The organism is Bradyrhizobium sp. Cp5.3 (genome assembly GCF_000426265.1).
GTDB lineage: Bacteria > Pseudomonadota > Alphaproteobacteria > Rhizobiales > Xanthobacteraceae > Bradyrhizobium > Bradyrhizobium neotropicale.
Window position 1 is genome coordinate 28,277 of sequence record NZ_AUFA01000017.1, and the last position, 18,490, is coordinate 46,766.

Below are 18,490 nucleotides of genomic sequence, written 5' to 3' on the forward strand. Positions count from 1 at the left end.
CCAAGACATCGTTGGCCCTCAATGTCCGTCGCAGAATTCCTCAGGCAGCGCGCAGTGGAAGTCGCCGTGGGCGGCAGCTATTCGCTGCACCGCTGGTATGATTGCGAAGGCAAGCTGCGAACGTTCGCCTGCCGCACCAAGCGCGTCTCGCCGTTCCGCATGATCGTGGACGTCCCGGTCGTCGGCAAGGTCGGCGAACGCGTGACGTCCTACTTCGAGGACTTCGGCGAGTTCGAATGCACGATCAGCGGGACGCTGAAATCGGGTTTCCTGATGGAGCTCGAGATGACCCGGGCGCGCCGCGCCTGGATGTCTGAAAAGCTGACCTGGCTCGAGAAGAAGCAGAAGGACGCGAGCATCGCCGAGCACCGTCGGGACGCGCGCTTCGTCCCACAGATCTCGCACACGTTCCTGACGCTCGCCGACGGCAGCACCCACCCATGCTTCATCATCGACGTTTCCACCGCCGGCGTCGCGGTGTCGGCCGAATACGACCCGCCGGTCGGAACGGCGCTTGCGGTCGGCGCCTGCGTGGGACGCGTGATCCGCAAATTCCACAACGGCTTTGCGGTGAAGTTCGCCGAGAAGCAGCAACGCGACGACCTCGTCCGCCTGATCGTACGCTCCTCGGCCGCGCTGCAGTCGGCCTGAGGCCGTCCGGGCGGACGAAATCCGCCGCCGGCCTTTGGCGGAGCCGGCGGCGCCGGAGATCACGATGCCGGGCCGCCCCCGGCTGCCATGCCGCGGCCCCAATGTCGGATCAGCCTCGACAGGTCCGCGCCTCGCGCCGGCCTTCATTTGCAGAACTTGCGATAGGGGGACCGAATGGCTGTCAACAAAGTCACCTGGGACAAGGTCGGCCGGGTTACCGAGCCCGGACGCTACATGTACACCTTCGGCTGGCTCACGATCACGGCCGGCGATATTGCGGTCTGGCAGCAATATCCGGACGCGGCGTTCACACTGCTCGCAGATCCGCTGCTGGACGAGACGACCGGCGACGAATTCCACCTCGGCGCCTTCGATATTGCGCCCGACGCCAAGCCGACGTTCACCACGCATTGACGGGCCGGCAGGCCTCCGCCTCGCCGGTGCACAACGGATAGTGACTGGGCCGGTCTGCCTGCTTGCGCGTTGTCCAGGCATTGGCGAAGCCGGCTCTGGACTTGCTGCGGGGACACGTGCATCGTGAATCGAAGAAACCTTCTTATTCCCTTGATCTAGCTTACCAATCGCAACCTGACGGGGCGTGCGCCTTTGCTGCCATCGACACCGAACAGGTCCTGTCATGCGATTGATTGCGCTTACACTTCTGCTCATGGCAGTGAGCCGAGCCGCATCCGCCCAAACCACGGAATGCGGAACGATCGCTGCGCCCAAAGCGAGGCTTGCCTGCTACGGAAGTGCGGACAACGCGCTGAAGCCGGGCGGATGAACGGAATCTGTCCCGGTCGTTAATGCCGGCGACAGCAGGCGCATGACACATGGTCGCATCGGTGAAAGTGGATAAGAGGGCCGAGGGAACCTATTTTCGACGCCGATGTACCTGATTGAAGCATTACCCACCGTCATCGGAACTGCCGCCATCGCGCCGGCGCTGCTGATGCTGTGGCTTGTCATTGCCGCCGAAGAGCGCCCCGGCCCGCCGGCCCAGGTGTGGACAGCGTTCCTGCTCGGAGCGGCCAGCATTTCGCTGCTGGGCCTTGCCCGCGCGCCCTTCGCCAAGATGGTCGCCGCTCCCGACAACCCCTGGGCGGCGCTGGCGATGCACTCGGTTTTCGGTGTCGCGCTGCCCGAGGAAGCCGTGAAGGTGATCGCCATCGTGGTGGTCTCCTCGACCAAGCGGCGGACCTTCGCGAATCCGATGGACACCGTGGTCTACGGCGCGGCGGTCGGCCTCGGCTTCGCGGCTTATGAGAACCTCGCCTACCTCGTGCAGCATGCCGAGATGTGGCGCTCGCTGGCGGCCCTGCGCAGCGTGCTGACGGTGCCCTTCCACGGCGCCCTCGGCATCATCGCCGGCGCTTATCTGACTATTGCACGCGCAGGCACGGCACTCGGCGCCAACCGCCATCATCGCGACTGGGCCCGTCTCTCCAGCCGCCTCCTGATGCTGGCGGGTCCGCTCGCCCTGCACTCGGCCTTCGACTTTCCGCTGCTGACGCTGCAGCGGATGCCCGATCTCGATCCGTCCTTGCGGATGTGGCTCGGCGCGGCGAGCCTTCTGATCGGCTTCAGCTCGATCGCCTTCGCCATCCGCCTGGTGCGGCGCGTCGCGCGCCATCATGCCCCACGCACCGATATCGCGCGCGAGCGGCTCAGCCAGTTGCGGCGCATGTGGGCTTTGCTGCTGGCCGGCGGCGGCGTCGGCTTTCTCGGCCTCGCCTTCGTGCTGACCTCGATCCATCACTGGCTGATCAACCCCGAGCGCAACCTCACGCTGGCCCTGATTCCGATCGGCCTCACCTCGATCCTGCTCGGCATCGCGCTTCTGATTGTCACAAGCGCGATCTACATTCTCGGCCGCAACCGCATCCGCACCAGCGCGGAAGGCTTTTCGTCGGCGCCGGGCGGCGGGTGAGCTCTCCGGAATGGTAACGCCGGTGCGGCCATACTAGATTGAGCCGCACCCGGCGCTGCGACCTGGAGGCCGCCATGACATCACCTGACGATTTCACACGAATGCAGTCCGCCATGAGCGAGGCGGTGAAGGCGCATTGGAAGGCCTTCTTGTTCGAGGGCATCCTGCTTGCCGCTCTCGGCATTGCCGCGCTGATCCTGCCGCCGCTCGCGAGCCTTGCGATCACGATCTTCCTGGGGTGGATGTTCCTGATCAGCGGCATCGGCGGGCTGATCGTGACCTATTGGGCGCGCAACATGCCGGGCTTCTGGTGGTCGCTGATCTCCGCTGCGCTCGCGGTGCTCGCCGGCATGATCCTGCTGGCGCGGCCAATGCAGGCCGTGCTGACGCTGACCATCGTGCTCGGCGCCTATTTCCTCGCCGAGGGCGTCGCCACCATCATGTACGCGCTGGAGCATCGCCGCGAGTTGAACAGCCGCTGGTCGTGGCTGCTGATCTCGGGCCTGATCGACATCGCGATCGCGTTCATGGTGATCGCGGGGCTGCCGAGCTCGGCGGAATGGGCGATCGGCGTCCTGGTCGGCATCAACCTGTTGTTCGGGGGCGCGACCCTGATCGGTGTGGCGCTGGCGGCACGCAACAGCAACACCTGAGGTCCCCTGTCGATTTGGGGGGTGACAAGCCAAAGCGCCTGCGCTATAGACCCCGGCCATGATCACCCTCGCCACCAGCTATTTTTGGTACTTTAGCTACGACAGCTCGCTGGCGGCGGGAGGATCGCGCTCAATCTGACACATTGCAGCAAGACATCCGAACAGCCGCCAGACCTGGCGGCTTTTTTATTGGCCGGCAGGTTCTTCAAAGACAGGAGCCCCGCCGTGTTGAGCACGACCGACGACCTTCGTATCCGCGAACTGAAAGAGCTGAGTACGCCTGACGAGGTGATGCGGGAGATCCCGCGGACCCTCACTGCGACCCGCGTGGTCATGGCGGCGCGCAACGCAATCCATGCCATCCTGAATGGTCAGGACGACCGCCTTCTGGTCGTCGTCGGCCCCTGCTCCGTGCACGATCCCAAGGCCGCAATCGACTATGCGGATCGCCTCGCGAAACTGCGCGAAGACCTCGCCGACCAGCTCGAAATCGTGATGCGGGTCTATTTCGAGAAGCCGCGCACCACCGTCGGCTGGAAGGGCCTGATCAACGATCCCGATCTCGACGGCAGCTTCGACATCAACAAGGGCCTCAGGCTCGCACGCAACGTGCTGTCGGCGGTGAACAATCTCGGGCTGCCGGCGGGCACCGAATTCCTCGACATGACGACGCCGCAATATATCGCCGACCTCGTGTCATGGGCCGCAATCGGCGCGCGCACGACCGAAAGCCAGATCCATCGCGAACTGGCCTCGGGGCTGTCCTGCCCGGTCGGGTTCAAGAACGGCACCGACGGCAATGTCCGCATCGCGGCGGATGCGGTGAAGTCGGCCTCGCACCCGCACCATTTCATGGCGGTGACCAAGCGCGGGCGCTCGGCGATCGCCTCGACCGCGGGCAATGAGGACTGCCACATCATCCTGCGCGGCGGCAGCAAGCCGAACTACGACGCGGAAAGCGTTGCAGCCGCCTGCAACGAGCTGGCGAAATCCGGCGTCGCGCCGCGGCTGATGGTGGATGCGAGCCACGCCAATTCGAGCAAGAAGCCGGAAAACCAGCCGCTGGTCATGGCCGATATCGCCGGCCAGATCTCAGCAGCAGAAAGCCGCATCATGGGCGTGATGATCGAGAGCAATCTCGTCGCCGGCCGCCAGGATGTCGTCGCGGGCAAGCCGCTCACCTACGGCCAGAGCATCACGGACGGCTGCATCGACTGGGCGACCACGGCAACCGTGCTCGAGCAGCTTGCCGACGCGGTCGAGATCCGGCGCAACAACCAGCGCGCCGGGTTGCACGAGCGCACGGCCTGATCGGATGTCACGCGGGCGGGGCGATGCTGTCGCGCCCTGCCCGCAAACCTGTCTGCGTCAGCAGCCGCGGCAGATGCTCTTGATCTTCTTGTCGAGCAAGGCGTCTTCCTTGTTCACCGGACTGTTCGGATCGCTCAGATTCTTCTCGTTCGGAACGTCCGAGGCGCGCGGTTGACGGTGACCGACCGGCGCGGGCAGCACGGCTGATGAGCCCGCCGATGTTCCCGACGTCCCCGATGTCCCCGTGCCCTTGCTGCCGGTTTGCGCAAAGCCCGCGCTGCCGAACGCCACCAGGAGCGACATTGCCACGACGATCTTTCTCATTTGCTCCTCCAATCCTCAAACCGGCGCCGCCCCGCATCCCACCTGCTCAGGTCCCGGGCGGATAGAGATGAACGTCGCCGCAATAGTCCACGATACGATAACGCGTTTCCGACGCCGCTTCACGCCCATCCGGTGCGGTATTTTGCTCCGCCAACACATAATTCGGCCCGACCGGAGACTTGCCCGCGCCGCCGGGAATGTCGATGACATAGTCCGGCTGACACAATCCCGACACCCGCCCGCGCAACTGCCGCATCAGCTCCTGTCCGTGCGCCAGCGTTGTGCGCAGATGCGCGGTCCCCGGCGCGAGATCGCCGTGATGCAGGTAATAGGGCTTGATCCGGCATTCGACGAAAGCTCGCATCAAATCCGACAGAGCGGCGACGTTGTCATTGACGCCGCGCAAAAGAACGGACTGACTCACCATGGGAATGCCGGCGTCGACGAGCCGTGCGCAGGCGGCCCGGGCCGCTTGCGTCAGCTCGCGCGCATGGTTGGCGTGCAGCGCAACCCAGGTGGTTGCGCCCTCGACCTTCAGTGCCGCGACCATCTCGTCGCTGACGCGCGCGGGATCCGCCACGGGAACGCGGGTGTGAAGGCGGATGATCTTGACGTGATCGATGCCGGCAAGATCGGCCATGATCTCGCTCATCCGCCGCGGCGACAGCATCAACGGATCGCCGCCGGTGAGAATCACCTCCCAGATCTCGCTGTGCGCACGGACGTAATCGATCGCCGCGCGGTAGGCATCGTCCGAGAGCGCGTTCTCCTTGCCGGGGCCGACCATCTCGCGGCGGAAGCAGAAGCGGCAATAGACCGCGCAGACATGAACGAGCTTGAACAGGACGCGGTCGGGATAGCGATGCACGATGCCGGGCACCGGCGAATGCGGATGATCGCCGATCGGATCGGCGCTCTCGCCCGGCTGCATCTCCAGTTCCGCGGCGGTCGGAACGAATTGCCGCGCGATGGGATCCTCGGGATCCGACGTGTCGATCAACTCGGCCAGCGCCGGCGTGATCGCCACCGCATAGCGCGCGGCGACACGCTCGAGCGCCGGCAGCGCCGCGGTCGGGGCAAGCCCTTCGGCGACGAGCTCGGCCGGCTCGCGCAAGGTCCGTGCAAGATTGGTCTTCGTCATGTCTCACCCGCAGGCGGCGTCCACACCACCTGATCAATCCGCGCTGCGCCGCTAGCCAGCATCACCAGCCGGTCGAAGCCGAGCGCAACGCCGCTCGCCTCCGGCATTTCGGCGACGGCGGCCAAAAAATCCTCGTCGAGCGGATAGGTCTCGCCGTAGCGGCGCTGCTTCTCCGCCATCGACTCGGTGAAGCGCCGGCGCTGTTCCTCGGCATCGGTCAATTCGCCAAACCCGTTGGCGAGTTCGACACCGCAGGCATAGACCTCGAAACGTTCCGCCACGCGCGGTTCGTCCGCCTTCACCCGCGCCAACGCCGCCTCTGGAGATGGGTATTCGAACAGAATGGTCAAACGGCCCTGCCCCAGATGGGGCTCGACATGCTCGACCAGAACCTTGCTGAAAATGTCCGCCCAGGTGTCGTCCAGGCTGAGGCGGACCTTCCGGGCCGCAGCAGCGGCGAGCCCGGCACGGTCGCCCTCGCCGCCTGAAATGGTCGCAAGCAGGTCGATCCCAGCGAACCTCTCGAAGGCGCCGGCGACGGTCAATAGCTCCGGCTCGGCGAAGGGGTCGGCGGTCCGGCCGCGGAAGGCGAATTGCCCGATCGCGGTCGCCTGCGCAGCCCGGGCGATCACGGCGACGCAATCGGCCATGATGGCGTCGTAGGGCGCACCCGCCCGGTACCATTCCAGCATGATGAACTCGGGCAGATGCAGGTCGCCGCGCTCGCGGTCGCGGAACACCCGTGCGAATTCGAAAATCCGGGGCTCGCCGGCCGCCAGCAGCTTCTTGCAGGCGAATTCGGGGGACGTCCGCAGATAGCGGGTGGCGCGGCTGCCGTCAGGCCGGATGATCTCGGTCCGCGGGGCGTGCAGATGGGTCTCGTTGCCCGGAGAGACCTGGAGGACTGAGGTTTCGACCTCGACGAAGCCCTGTTCGGCGAAAAAGCCCCGTACAGCCCCGGTAATGGCCCCCCTGGCTTGGAGGAACGGGCGACGGTCGATGTGCCGACCGGGCGACCAGAACGGTGAAATCGGCTTGTCCCCAGCCATTAACCGCCCGCTCCGGCCTTGAGCAAAATGCTGGCATCCAACGGCAAAATCAGTATGTTGCGGCCCGAAACGGGCGCCGCGGTCCGATTTGAGACCCCGAGTCCCCCCGAGATTTGACCACGTCCTGGCCGGTGCCGGGCCAAGCAAGCAGGAAATATAGCTTTGAGAGTCATCGCCAGTTCTATTCGCAAGGGCAACGTGATCGAGCAAGACGGCAAGCTCTATGTCGTCGTGAGCGCCGAGAACATCCATCCCGGCAAGGGCACCCCGGTCAGCCAGATCGAAATGCGCCGAATCTCGGACGGCGTAAAGATCTCCGAGCGGTACAAGACCACCGACCAGGTCGAAAAGGCCACGATCGAAGAGCGCAACTACACCTTCCTGTATGAAGATGCCGATGGCTACCACTTCATGAACCCTGAGACCTACGATCAGGTCCAGGTCTCCAAGGACGTGGTCGGCGACGCGGCCGCGTACCTTCAGGAGAGCATGACGGTCAAGCTGTCCATGCACGACGCCAATCCGGTGTCGATCGCCCTGCCGCAGCGCGTGACGCTGGAAGTGGTCGATACCGAGCCGGTGACCAAGGGCCAGACCGCCTCCTCCTCCTACAAGCCCGCGGTGCTCTCCAACGGCGTGCGCACCACCGTGCCGCCGCACATCTCGGTCGGCACCCGTATCGTGGTGATGACCGAAGACGGCTCTTACTCCGAGCGCGCTAAGGACTAAGCTGGCAACCGAGCAATCGGAACAGGTGCCGCCGGGGGGCGAGACAGTGGTTGGGAAGGGTTTCCGCTTCGTCTCGCTGCTTCTGGCGTCGCTTTCGCTGCTGATCGCAAGTCCGCTCGCCGCGGAGGAGTTCCGCAGCCCATCACTGTCGGCCCTGCGCGTCGATTGGCGCGCAGCGCTCGACCAGCTCCGCACCGAGATCAGCAGCCGCCCCCAAATCGCGGGCGACTTCATCTTCGTGCCGCGCCGTTCGGTGCCGCGATACGATCCGCGTGCCATGCCGGCGCTGGTGCAGCTCAACGCGGTCTCCGGGCAATTCTTCACCGGGATTGCGCGCAGCTCAATTCCCGTACTGCTGCCTTTCGATGCCGCCGCCTACCGCGAGGCGCAACGTAACGCGGCCGCACCGAGCCAGTCGCTGGCGCGCTACCAGGCCGATTTCAGTCCCGTCGAGATGTTCGATGCCGGCCCGGCCGGCTACAGCGCGAGCTTTTCGCTCGATCCTGGCGCCGGCGACGGCATGCCGATACGGGTGTTCGCAAGGCCGGTCGAGGTGCAGATCACCGGTTCCGCGCTGATCTACGACGTCGCCGATCCCGCCGGCGGCAAGGGCGAGCAGGTCAAGTCGCTCACGACGCTCTATCCGGACCTGCGCAGGTTCATCCGGGAAGGCTATGTACGCTACGCCTTCACGCGCTTCGGCGTCGCCTACGTGGTGTCGATCCAATGTCTCGACAGCATCGCGAAGCCGCGGCGGCTCGCCTGCAAGGAGGCCTATCCAGTTGCCGAACGGTTTCTGAAGGCGCTGCGCGTCGCCGGCGGCCAGCGCATGCGGCCGCTGATGGACGTCACCTCCGACGTCATCGATCGTCCTGCCGAGCACTCGGCGGATTTCAGCTATCGGCCGAGCGGCGACATCATCCCCAACACCGGCTTCCGCAAGCAGGGCGGCCATCCCGATGTGATGGCCTATGCGCAGATCCGCTTCCCGCTGGAAAAGGCGCCTGCTGTCGTTCGCTCGCAATCCTATGGCAGGCGCGACAAGCTGGAAGGCCTGACCGCCTATCCCTGGCGCGACAATTTCTGCGAATCCCGCAGCTTCGAGGTCTGGCAATGCGGCGGCGGCTACGGCCATCAGGGCGAGGATATTCGCGCGGCCGCCTGCCCGCCCGCAGACGAAAATAGCGAGCGCTGCGATCCCAAGCAGCGGGCCGTGGTCGCGGTGCGCGATGCCGTGGTGGTCCGCGGCATCAAGGACCAGGCCGCGACGCTCGAGGTCAACAGCCGCACCGAGCACATCCGCTTCCGCTACATGCACATGAACCCGCAGACCATGAACGCCGACGGCGTGCTCAACGGCCGCATGGTCACCGAGGGCGAAAAGATCGGCGTGGTCTCGAACTATCTCGATCATCCTGCCGGCACCTCGATGCACCTGCATTTCGACGTCCAGCTGTTTACCCGCGACGGATGGATCTGGGTCAGTCCCTACGTCACGCTGATCTCGTCCTACGAGCGCCTGATCGGCGCCCGCGGCCGCGAGATCGGCCCGGAGATCGCAGGCGCTTCACAGCCGGTCGCGCATGCGCTGCCGGAGGACGTGATCAAGCCGGACCTGCGCGAGGGCCTCGGCCGCGAGGAGAATTGAGGCCGCGCGCCGCTGAGGCAGCTACGGATTACTCCAAAAGCGTCGTGAGCTGTGCGCCCTCGTCGGCCACGAACACCGCGATTAGTTCCGCCGGCTCCGTGCTGCTGGCGTTGGCCGACACCAGATGCGTCGAACCGGGCGGTTCGAAGAAGGACTGGCCGACGCCAAAGGTCTCGACCGGGCCGCCGCCGAGCTGGGAGCGGATCTCGCCCTTGGTGATGTAAGCGGTCACCGAGCCCGCGTGGCGATGCGGCCGGGAGAATCCGCCGGGCCCGTAGAAGACGCGCACGATGGTGACGCGCTTGCCCGGCACGTTCGGCAGCGCGTAGGACGCGATGGGCTCGACCTTATCGAGCGGCGAGCTCTCGGCAGCCGTCGCACACAGCGGCGCGAGTACACCTGATACCGTGTCCATCGTCACCGGCAACGCCTTGCCGATCGCGAGCGCGAAGCCGAGCCCGGCAACGACGGCAAGCAACATCGACCGCGACGGCATTGGCCGCGGCGCAGCGGTCATCATCATTGTTGTCATGGCAACCTCCATTCCTCGCGATCAGGACGCCGCTACATTCGCCGCGGCCGGCCGCTTCGCCGGCGTCCAGCGAAAGGCCGCGCCAAACCGGTTCCAGACGTTGATCGAGGCGACCGCCGAGGTCAGATATGTCAGCTCCGTTTCAGAGAATTCGCGGGCGGCCTCCGCATAGATTTCCTCGCTGACCCCATTCGGCAGCAAAGTCAGCGCTTCAGCCCAGGCCAGCGCCGCGCGCTCGCGTGCAGAGAAGATCGGCGCCTCCCGCCAGACCGCGACCAGGTGGAGCTTGTCCGCGGACACGCCGATGCGCTCCGAGAGGAGAACGTGATGCTGCACGCAGAAGGCACAGCCGTTGATCTGCGAAGCACGCAGCTTGACCAGCTCGAGGAGCTGCTTGTCGAGGCCGGCCTTGGCTGCGAGCTGACCGAGCGCGAGCACCAGATCATAGGCATCGGGCGCGAGCCGCTTGAAATCTTCGTACTCGCTGCGGGCATCTGGCATTTCGTTCACCTCGTGATATTATAAGAACTCTTACATTGTATAAGAGTTCTTATATGGACCGCAAGCCGGCTGACATCACGAGATCGCAACCAGGTCGAAAAGCGCGCCCCCGGCGAGAAGCGGCCGGACGGGCCGCCGATAGTCCAGTGCGCGTGCCCGCGCCCGGCGAAGGCAAGCGCGGGGAGCGAGGCTATCTCGGCTATCTTCTGCGTCAGGCCCATGCCGCGGTCCGGCTGAGAATGGAGCGAACCCTCGCCGATCTCGGCGTGACGTCGCCCCAATTCGCCGTGCTGACCATGCTCAACGCCTATCCGGGCCTGTCCGGTGCCGACGTCGCCCGCCTCACCTTTCTGACGCCGCAGACCGTCGGCGTGATCATTCGCAACCTCGAGCGCGACGGCGCGATTCTCATGACGCCGCATCCCGTCCACGGCCGCATCCAGCAATGGACGCTGACCGCGCGCGGCGCGACGCTGCTCAGGGCGTGCCGGGAACGCGTCATCGCGCTGGAGAAGCGCCTCGCAGCGGGCCTGGATTCCGAGGCGGAAACCACGATCCGGCGCTGGCTCTCCAACGTTGCAACCGAATTGCAGGACGACGATTAGGCGATGGTTGCGGCGCCTGCCGCACGGTCCGCAGCAGGCTCAAAGATTGGGATTTTGGATTGGCGCGAAACGGTCCTACCCGTCTCTCAATGCATTCTTGACCTCGCCGGCGGGCCAGGTCTCACCCGATGCAATCACCCGCACACAGCTTTGGTCTTCGGGATTGATCAGCACATGCGAGCTGACCCGATCGCCGTGCGGTTCGACGTGCAGCTCCGTGTCGGGTTTCCAGCTCAATGTCAGATCGAGATCACCGGGGAAGATCTGCCACCTCGATCCGTCATCGAGTTCAACGACATGGCTCTCTGAGTGCGTGCGTATCTTCATCATCCTCCAAATCGTATTGATCCGGGCTGCAAGCGGCTCCAGCATCGTGATGTCGAGGGAATGCGGCAGTGCGACACTTTGTTCCGCGGGAACAGTGAGTTGGGTCTTGCCCATTCCGAGCCGCGCGCGAGCCTACGCGGGAACTCAACCGCACGGCCTCAGGAACCGACTCACGGCGGCCCTGTTTCCCGCTAGAATGCGCGCATGAAACAAGCTGATTCCTCGGCCAATCCCACCCGCCGCGCCCTGCTGCAATCCGCACTTGGCGCGACCGCCTTGCTCGCCTCGCCCGCGCTCACCCTTGCCGCCCCGCCCGGCTTCGACGAGTGGCGCGAAAGCTTTCGCGCGCGTGCGATGGCGAAAGGCATTTCGGCCGCGACATGGCAACGCGCGATGGCACGGGTCGAGCCCGACATGAGCGTGTTCAAGCAGATCCGCAACCAGCCGGAATTCAACGAGCAGGTCTGGCAATACATCAACCGTCGCGTTTCCGACTGGCGCATCATCAACGGCAAGATCGCGCTGAAGAACAACGAAGCGCTGTTCGCGCGCATCGAGCGCGATTTCGGTGTCGAGCGTGGCACGCTGCTGGCGCTGTGGGGCGTGGAGTCGGCCTATGGCGATCCCTTGGTGCAGCAGAACCATATGACGCCGGTATTCCCCTCGCTTGCGGCGCTCGCCTGGAACGAGCCGCGGCGCAAAGCCTATTGGGAGACCGAACTGATCAACGCTCTGCGCATCGTCGACAAAGGCTGGAGCACGCCGGAGGAGATGAACGGCTCCTGGGCCGGCGCCATGGGCCACTCGCAATGGATGCCGGAGGTCTGGCTCAATGTCGGCATCGACTATGACGGCGACGGCAAGGTGTCGCCATTCGGCAAGCCCGACGATGCGCTGGGATCGACGGCCAAATACCTGGTTAATCGCGGCAAGTGGCATCGCGGCGAGCATTGGGGCTACGAGGTGCGCGCCTCCGGCAACATGAGCGGCAGCCGCACCTATGCGGCCTGGGCATCGGCCGGCGTCACCCGTGCCGACGGCCAGCCGTTTCCGCAGCCGAACGCATCCGCGCAAGTGTGGACGCCGGTCGCGGGTGGACCAACGTTCCTGCTCGGACCGAATTTCTATTCGGTGAAGAGCTACAATCCCTCGATGAACTATGCGCTGGCGATCTGCCATCTCGGCGACCGCTGCCTCGGCGCACCGCCCTTCATCCAGCCCTTCCCGGGCTCCGAGCGCGCGCTGACGCTCGCGGAGGTGCAGGAGATGCAGACGCGGCTGACCAAGGCGGGCTTCGATACCGGCGGCACCGACGGCCGCGTCGGCAATGACACGATGAAGGCGATCAAGGATTTTCAACAGCGCGCCGGAATCACACCGGCCGATGGTTATGGCGGGCTGAAGGTGCTGGCGAAACTGCGGCAGGGATCGTAGGGCGCGCTCTATTGCCCGTCATTCCGGGGCGCGCCAATCGGCGCGAGCCCGGAATCCATTTTTCCACCTCGCTTGCTGCACGATGGCTTCCGGGTTCGAGGCTTCGCCTCGCCCCGGAATGACGATGTGGAGAGTGTAGCACTTCGCCCTAGTGCCGGTACTGCGGCTCTTCCGCATCGAGCTGGCGGCGGATCGCGGCGAGATGCAGACGCGCAGATTCGGAATCGCCCTCGCGCATCTGCTTGTAGGTCTCGGCCGCAATTGCGGGATCGATGGGCAGCACTTTCCGTCCCGTCGACATCGCCAGCACCTGCACCTCGGCGGCGCGCTCGAGATAATAGAGATCGTCCCAGGCCTCTGCGATGGTCGGCGCCAACACCATCACGCCGTGATGCTTCATGAAGACGATGTCGGCATCGCCGACGGCGGAGGCGATGCGCGCGCCCTCGCGATTGTCGAGCGCGAGGCCGTTGTAGTCGCGGTCGACAGCCGTGCGGCCGTAGAATTTCAGCGCGGTCTGGCCGGCCCAGATCAAGGGGTCACCCTCGGTCATCGACAGCGCGGTGGCGTAGGGCATGTGGGTGTGGAAAGCGACCTTGGCGCGCGGCAGGCGCTTGTGCATCTCGGCATGGATGTAGAACGCGGTCGCCTCGGGCACGCCCTCGCCGTCGAGCACGTTGCCATGGAAGTCGCAGATCAGGAGCTTTGAGGCCGTGAGCTCGCGGAAGGCGTAGCCATAGGGGTTGACGAGGAAGAGATCGTCATGGCCCGGCACCACCGCGGAGAAGTGGTTGCAGATGCCCTCCTCAAAGCCGTTGCGCGCCGCCATCCGGAAGCAGGCGGCAAGATCCTCGCGCGCGGTGCGGATCGCGTCGGTGGCGAGGTCCGGCCGGTTCGAGCGATGGGGCGCGGGTGAGGAGGCGTGAAGGCTGTGCGCCATGGCGAGGGAAACCTCTTTCGATCGGAGACGCCAGCGTTCTACAGGGCCGACGCCCGCGCGTCAGCCCCTCCCGACCGCCGCCCTGCCCTGCGCGGTTCACGTCCGCCGCGGCGCGCTCCCTGCGTTCATGCCGCCGTCGATGACGAGCTCGCTGCCGGTGACGTAGCGAGAGGCGTCAGAGGCCAGATACAGCACGCCGCTCGCGATATCCGCGGCCTGGCCGGCGCGACCGAGCGGCGTTGCGCCCCTGGCCCGCTCCTCGGGATCAATCGGCGCGTTCTGGCTCGCGCCGGTGGCGCCGGTCGGAATCTTGCCCCAGATCGGCGTATCGATGATGCCGGGATGCACGGAGTTGACGCGGATGCCGTCGCCCGCCCCCGCACACTCCATCGCGATGGATTTTGCGAACAGCCGCACGCCGCCCTTGGTCGCCGAATAGGCCGACAGCCCCGGCGCACCGCGCAGGCCCGCAAGCGAGGACATCATGATGATCGAGCCGCCGCCGGTCTTGCGCATCAAGGGCAGGCAGTGCTTGACCGACAGGAACACGCCATCGAGATTGATCGCGTTCTGCCTGCGCCAGTCACCGAGCGTCATGTCGACGATCGAGGGCACGGCAATGCCGATGCCGGCATTGGAGACCAGGATATCGAGCCGGCCGTAGCGCTTTGCGACCTCGGCAACGATCTCGACCCAACGCTCCTCGCTGGTGACGTCCTGCTCCAGGAAAATCGCCTTGCCGCCCGCCTTGGTGATGCGGCTCGCGAGCTCCGGCCCCCTGAGCTCGTCGATGTCGGTGATGACGACGGCCGCCCCCTCACGCGCGAACAGCTCCACGATCGCTTCGCCGATGCCGGAGGCGCCGCCCGTCACCAGCGCGACCTTGCCCTCAACCTGCCCTGCCATGTTCACTCCCTTTTTTGTTGTTTGAGCGATCTATTTTTTAGGCATGATCTTGTCGGAAAACCGCTTCGCACTTTTCCGGATCATGCGTTATCTAATCACGGAGGGGCCCTGATCCGGTAGCGCGACGTCGATGACGCGAAACTGCACGCGCTCGGCCCCCTGGTAGCGGTCGACCGACAGCGCACCAGCAACATGCAGCTGCTGGCCGCGGTTGGCCACCAGCGCATTGCCGAGCTTCTGGCCGACGGACCGGAATGCGATGCCGTTGACGATCGCGCCGTCGCCGGACTTGAAGCGCAGGCGCAGATGCGCCTGCCCGACCTCGTCGGCATAGACGAGCTGATGCGCCGGTAGCGCCAGCACGGCTTCCGGATTGCCGCTGCCAAAGGGTCCGGCGCGATTGAGCGTGGTCGCAAGCTCCGGCGTCACCGCGCGCGCGGACACCGCTCCGTCGATATAGAGCTCGTTGACGTGGCGCGCTTCTGCAACGTCCTGCGCCAGCGCATTTTCGAGATAGGCACGGAATTCGGCCAGCTTTTCTTTTCGCAGCGTCACGCCCGCGGCCATCGCGTGCCCGCCGCCCTTGAGCAGAATGCCGTCGGCAACCGCCTGCCGCACAGCCTTGCCGAGATCGACGCCGGCGATCGAGCGGCCCGAGCCGGTGCCGATCCCGCCGGGCTCCAGCGCAATGGCAAAGGCCGGCCGCGAAAACTTCTCCTTCAGCCGCGAGGCGACGAGGCCGACCACGCCGGGATGCCAGCCCTCGGAGGCCGTGACGATGACGCCGAGCTTGTCCTCGAACCCGATCGAGGCCAGCGCCTCGGCTTCAGCCTGAGCTTCCGCCGCCTGCTCGATGACGCGGCGCTCGTTGTTGAGGCGGTCGAGCTCGGCGGCGATCCGCGCGGCTTCGACGCTGTCGCCTTCCAGCAGCAGCCGTACGCCGAGATCGGCGCGGCCGATACGGCCGCCGGCATTGACGCGCGGTCCGAGCATGAAGCCGAGATGCCAGGCCTCCGGCGGGCCGTTGAGGCGCGCCACGTCCATCAGCGCGGTGTGGCCGACATGGTCGCGCCGCCGCATCGCGATCAGCCCCTTGGCGACGAAGGCACGGTTCAGCCCGATCAGCGGCGCCACGTCGGCGACCGTGCCGAGCGCGACGTGATGCAGCATGCCGAGCAGGTCGGGCTCGGGCATTTCACTAGTCCAGAAGCCGCGCTGGCGCAGCTCGCGATTGACGGCGACCAGCGTGACCAGCACGAGGCCAACGGCTGCGAGATGGCCGAGGCCGGAGAGATCATCGGGCCGGTTCGGATTGACCAGCGCATCGACCTCCGGAAGGTCGAACCCGCATTGATGGTGATCGATCACGACCACGGACATGCCGAGCCGCCTGGCCTCGGCCAGCGGCTCGATGCTGGTGGTGCCGCAATCGACGGTGACGAGCAGCGTCGCGCCCTTCGCGGCCAACGCACGAACAGCTTCGACGTTGGGGCCATAGCCCTCGAAAATGCGGTCGGGAATGTGGATCAGCGGGTCGAGCCCGCAATGGCGCAGGTGCCACGCCAGCAGCGCCGCCGAGGTCGCGCCGTCGACGTCGTAGTCGCCGAAGATCGCGACCTTCTCGCCTTTCGCTGCGGCATCGGCGATGCGCTTGGCGGCGGCCTCCATCTCCGTCACGGTGAACGGATCGGGCAGCAGCTTGCGGATGGTCGGATCGAGGAAGTCGGCGACCGCGTCGATGTCGACGCCGCGCCCGGCCAGCACCCGCGCAAGCAGCTCCGGCAGCTGGTGGCGCTGCACGATGGCGAGCGCTCTCGCCGCCCCGCGTGCGTCCAGGCGGTCGCGCCAGAGCTTGTCAGTAAGCGAGCGCGCCACGCCAAGAAACGCCTGAGGCATTTCGACGGGCAAGGCTGTGGCGGGCGGCGTCATGATTCGAGCGTGTTCGAGCGGTCGGGTAAGAACAGCGGCGCGGGCGGCCGCCTTGGATCAGAGGACTTGGATCAGAGGACTTGGATCAGGGGATTCGTCGGCAATCCCCGGCAATTTGCAATCTCCACGCCCCAGAAAGCGGTGGATTGCCGAATTGCTGAGCGATCTGACTACCATTTGAGCAGTCACGCGGACAGCAAATTAAGTGGGCGTTAGGCGGAATCTTCGAAAAAGGCTCGTATTCGATCTGTAATTTGTTGTTCCGCGTTCGTTGCAGGTCAGACCTCATTGCCAAGGGAAATCCCCTATGTCTGCTGCGCTGGGTCTGAAGGCCAGGCCGATTACAACCGGAACCACTGAACCCGCCGACGATGATTCCGACATCTCCGCGCTGATCAACCGCCTCACCGCGGAGGTCAACCAGATCGCGGTCGACAAGACCAAGGCGATCCAGCAGATCACCAACCAGATGAAGATGCTGGCGCTGAACGCGCTGATCGAGAGCTCGCGTGCCGGCGCGCAAGGCGCGGGCTTCGCCGTGGTGGCACAGGAGGTGCGCGGCGTCGGCCAGCAGGTCGAGACCATCGCACGCGAGCTCGAGACTCAACTGACAAAACGCACCGGCGACCTCGTCGCCTCGATCGAGCGGATGAGCCAGCGCTCGCGCGGCGAGCGCATGGTCGATCTGTCGCTCAACGCCGTCGAGCTGATCGACCGCAACCTCTATGAACGCACCTGCGATGTGCGCTGGTGGGCGACCGACTCCGCCGTCGTCGATTGCGCGGCGTCGCCGAGCGCGGCCGCAGTCAGCCATGCCTCGCAGCGCCTGGGCGTGATCCTCGGCGCCTACACCGTCTATCTCGATCTCTGGCTCTGCGACCTCGAAGGTAACGTCATCGCCAACGGCCGCGCCGATCGCTTTCGCGTGATCGGCCAGAACGTCGCCGGCACGAAGTGGTTTCGCGAGGCGCGGTCCTTGCGCTCCGGCGACGACTATGTCGCCGGCGACGTCGAGAACCAGCCGCTGCTCGGCAATGCGCAGGTCGCGACCTATTGCGCCAGCGTGCGCGCCGGTGGCCAGGCCAATGGCGCGCCGATCGGCGTGCTCGCCATCCATTTCGACTGGGAGGCGCAGGCCCGCGCCATCGTGCAGGGCGTGCGCATCGGCGACAGCGACAAGGCGCGCGTCCTGCTGGTCGACTCGAATCTTCGCGTGATCGCCTCCTCCGACGGCCAGGGCATCTTGAGCGAGCGCATCTCGCTCTCACTCAACGGACAGCGCTCCGGTTTCTATCACGACCGCTCGGGGGCCTTGGTCGCCTTCCATGCCACGCCGGGCTACGAGACCTATCGGGGCTTGGGCTGGTACGGGGTCATCGTCTGCGGGCCTTGAGGCCATACGCACCCGATACGGAAGGCAGCGAAGCTGCTCTCATCCATCACTTCCGATATTGCTCGTCGCTGACCTTCTCCATCCAGTCGACGTTCTTGCCGCCGAGCGTTTCCTGGATGGCGATGTGCGTCATCGCTGTGGTCGGCGCAGCGCCATGCCAATGCTTCAGTCCCGGCGGAATCCAGACGACGTCGCCCGGTCGGACCTCCTCGACGGGGCCGCCCTCGCGCTGCACCCAGCCAAGGCCCGCCGTGATGATCAGCGTCTGCCCAAGCGGATGCGTATGCCACGCAGTGCGGGCGCCGGGCTCGAACGTGACCTGGCCGGCGCCCACGCGGGCAGGATCCGGGGCCTGGAACAGCGGGTCGATGCGAACCGTGCCAGTGAACCAGTCGTCCGGTCCTTTCTGGGACGGCCGAGAGCCGTTTCTCTTGAGGTCGATGTCCATGTAAAACTCCTTCTGCGCGTCAGGCGTGAGCGCATGCGT

20 protein-coding genes are annotated in these 18,490 nt (G+C 65.6%); 10 read left to right on the top strand and 10 right to left on the bottom strand.

The features are described 5' to 3' along the window. Nucleotides 1-21 precede the first annotated feature (21 nt). The 5 genes from K289_RS0122345 (at nt 22) to K289_RS0122365 (ending at nt 4,545) form a co-directional block, all read left to right on the top strand. Nucleotides 22-651 carry a PilZ domain-containing protein gene (locus tag K289_RS0122345; protein ID WP_027553571.1) on the top strand — a complete coding sequence of 210 codons (630 nt, stop codon included), beginning with the start codon at nt 22-24 and terminating at the stop codon, nt 649-651. A 174-nt stretch (nt 652-825) separates the two neighbouring features. Beyond that, nucleotides 826-1,065: a hypothetical protein gene (locus tag K289_RS0122350; RefSeq protein ID WP_027553572.1), complete on the top strand. Its 240-nt coding sequence runs from the start codon at nt 826-828 to the stop codon at nt 1,063-1,065. A gap of 475 nt (nt 1,066-1,540) precedes the next feature. Beyond that, nucleotides 1,541-2,581, top strand: coding sequence for a PrsW family glutamic-type intramembrane protease (locus K289_RS0122355; protein ID WP_027553573.1), 1,041 nt, complete (start codon nt 1,541-1,543; stop codon nt 2,579-2,581). Nucleotides 2,582-2,655: 74 nt separating this feature from the next. After that, complete coding sequence (locus K289_RS0122360; RefSeq protein WP_027553574.1) at nt 2,656-3,234, top strand: HdeD family acid-resistance protein; 579 nt, start codon at nt 2,656-2,658, stop codon at nt 3,232-3,234. 225 nt (nt 3,235-3,459) lie between these two features. Beyond that, the gene (locus tag K289_RS0122365; protein WP_027553575.1) at nt 3,460-4,545 is read left to right on the top strand and encodes a 3-deoxy-7-phosphoheptulonate synthase; all 1,086 of its coding nucleotides are present in this window, start codon (nt 3,460-3,462) and stop codon (nt 4,543-4,545) included. A 57-nt stretch (nt 4,546-4,602) separates the two neighbouring features. Here K289_RS0122365 and K289_RS0122370 read toward each other — a convergent pair whose 3' ends face one another. Genes K289_RS0122370 through epmA form a run of 3 tightly spaced genes read right to left on the bottom strand, consistent with a single transcriptional unit; the run spans nt 4,603 to nt 7,059 of the window. Then, nucleotides 4,603-4,869, bottom strand: coding sequence for a hypothetical protein (locus K289_RS0122370; protein WP_027553576.1), 267 nt, complete (start codon nt 4,867-4,869; stop codon nt 4,603-4,605). A 46-nt stretch (nt 4,870-4,915) separates the two neighbouring features. Further along, nucleotides 4,916-6,010: a lysine-2,3-aminomutase-like protein gene (locus tag K289_RS0122375; protein ID WP_027553577.1), complete on the bottom strand. Its 1,095-nt coding sequence runs from the start codon at nt 6,008-6,010 to the stop codon at nt 4,916-4,918. After that, nucleotides 6,007-7,059: an EF-P lysine aminoacylase EpmA gene (epmA, locus tag K289_RS0122380; protein WP_027553578.1), complete on the bottom strand. Its 1,053-nt coding sequence runs from the start codon at nt 7,057-7,059 to the stop codon at nt 6,007-6,009. The genes K289_RS0122375 and epmA overlap by 4 nt, the downstream gene beginning before the upstream one ends. Before the next feature lie 162 nt (nt 7,060-7,221). Between epmA and efp the strand changes: the two genes are divergently transcribed. Both efp and K289_RS0122390 read left to right on the top strand, forming a co-directional pair. Further along, nucleotides 7,222-7,788: an elongation factor P gene (gene efp / locus K289_RS0122385; RefSeq protein ID WP_027553579.1), complete on the top strand. Its 567-nt coding sequence runs from the start codon at nt 7,222-7,224 to the stop codon at nt 7,786-7,788. Between the two features lie 25 nt (nt 7,789-7,813). After that, nucleotides 7,814-9,436 carry a peptidase M23 gene (locus K289_RS0122390; RefSeq protein ID WP_027553580.1) on the top strand — a complete coding sequence of 541 codons (1,623 nt, stop codon included), beginning with the start codon at nt 7,814-7,816 and terminating at the stop codon, nt 9,434-9,436. A 28-nt stretch (nt 9,437-9,464) separates the two neighbouring features. Here K289_RS0122390 and K289_RS0122395 read toward each other — a convergent pair whose 3' ends face one another. Continuing rightward, nucleotides 9,465-9,968, bottom strand: coding sequence for a cupin domain-containing protein (locus K289_RS0122395; protein ID WP_027553581.1), 504 nt, complete (start codon nt 9,966-9,968; stop codon nt 9,465-9,467). 21 nt (nt 9,969-9,989) lie between these two features. Further along, entirely contained in the window at nt 9,990-10,469 is a 480-nt protein-coding gene (locus K289_RS0122400) for a carboxymuconolactone decarboxylase family protein (RefSeq protein ID WP_027553582.1), read from the bottom strand. A 53-nt stretch (nt 10,470-10,522) separates the two neighbouring features. On the opposite strand from K289_RS0122400, the gene K289_RS0122405 reads away from it, so the two are divergent. Then, nucleotides 10,523-11,074 carry a MarR family winged helix-turn-helix transcriptional regulator gene (locus K289_RS0122405; RefSeq protein WP_027553583.1) on the top strand — a complete coding sequence of 184 codons (552 nt, stop codon included), beginning with the start codon at nt 10,523-10,525 and terminating at the stop codon, nt 11,072-11,074. 75 nt (nt 11,075-11,149) lie between these two features. On the opposite strand, the gene K289_RS0122410 is transcribed toward K289_RS0122405, so the two are convergent. Next, on the bottom strand, nt 11,150-11,515 hold the full coding sequence (locus K289_RS0122410; protein ID WP_245283976.1) for a hypothetical protein: 366 nt from the start codon (nt 11,513-11,515) through the stop codon (nt 11,150-11,152). 90 nt (nt 11,516-11,605) lie between these two features. Here K289_RS0122410 and K289_RS0122415 point away from each other — a divergent pair, with 90 nt between their 5' ends. Next, a complete protein-coding gene (locus K289_RS0122415; protein ID WP_027553585.1) occupies nt 11,606-12,835 on the top strand; it encodes a lytic murein transglycosylase in 1,230 nt (409 codons plus the stop codon). 148 nt (nt 12,836-12,983) lie between these two features. On the opposite strand, the gene K289_RS0122420 is transcribed toward K289_RS0122415, so the two are convergent. The 3 genes from K289_RS0122420 to recJ form a co-directional block, all read right to left on the bottom strand. After that, entirely contained in the window at nt 12,984-13,775 is a 792-nt protein-coding gene (locus K289_RS0122420) for an aldolase (RefSeq protein WP_027553586.1), read from the bottom strand. Between the two features lie 96 nt (nt 13,776-13,871). Continuing rightward, nucleotides 13,872-14,681 (bottom strand): SDR family NAD(P)-dependent oxidoreductase, encoded by an 810-nt coding sequence (locus K289_RS0122425; protein WP_027553587.1) that lies wholly within the window; start codon nt 14,679-14,681, stop codon nt 13,872-13,874. 87 nt (nt 14,682-14,768) lie between these two features. Next, complete coding sequence (recJ, locus tag K289_RS0122430) at nt 14,769-16,610, bottom strand: single-stranded-DNA-specific exonuclease RecJ (RefSeq protein ID WP_027553588.1); 1,842 nt, start codon at nt 16,608-16,610, stop codon at nt 14,769-14,771. Nucleotides 16,611-16,917: 307 nt separating this feature from the next. Here recJ and K289_RS0122435 point away from each other — a divergent pair, with 307 nt between their 5' ends. After that, a complete protein-coding gene (locus K289_RS0122435) occupies nt 16,918-18,003 on the top strand; it encodes a methyl-accepting chemotaxis protein (RefSeq protein WP_027553589.1) in 1,086 nt (361 codons plus the stop codon). A gap of 46 nt (nt 18,004-18,049) precedes the next feature. On the opposite strand, the gene K289_RS0122440 is transcribed toward K289_RS0122435, so the two are convergent. Continuing rightward, nucleotides 18,050-18,451 (bottom strand): cupin domain-containing protein, encoded by a 402-nt coding sequence (locus K289_RS0122440; RefSeq protein WP_156918127.1) that lies wholly within the window; start codon nt 18,449-18,451, stop codon nt 18,050-18,052. Between the last annotated feature and the right edge of the window lie 39 nt (nt 18,452-18,490).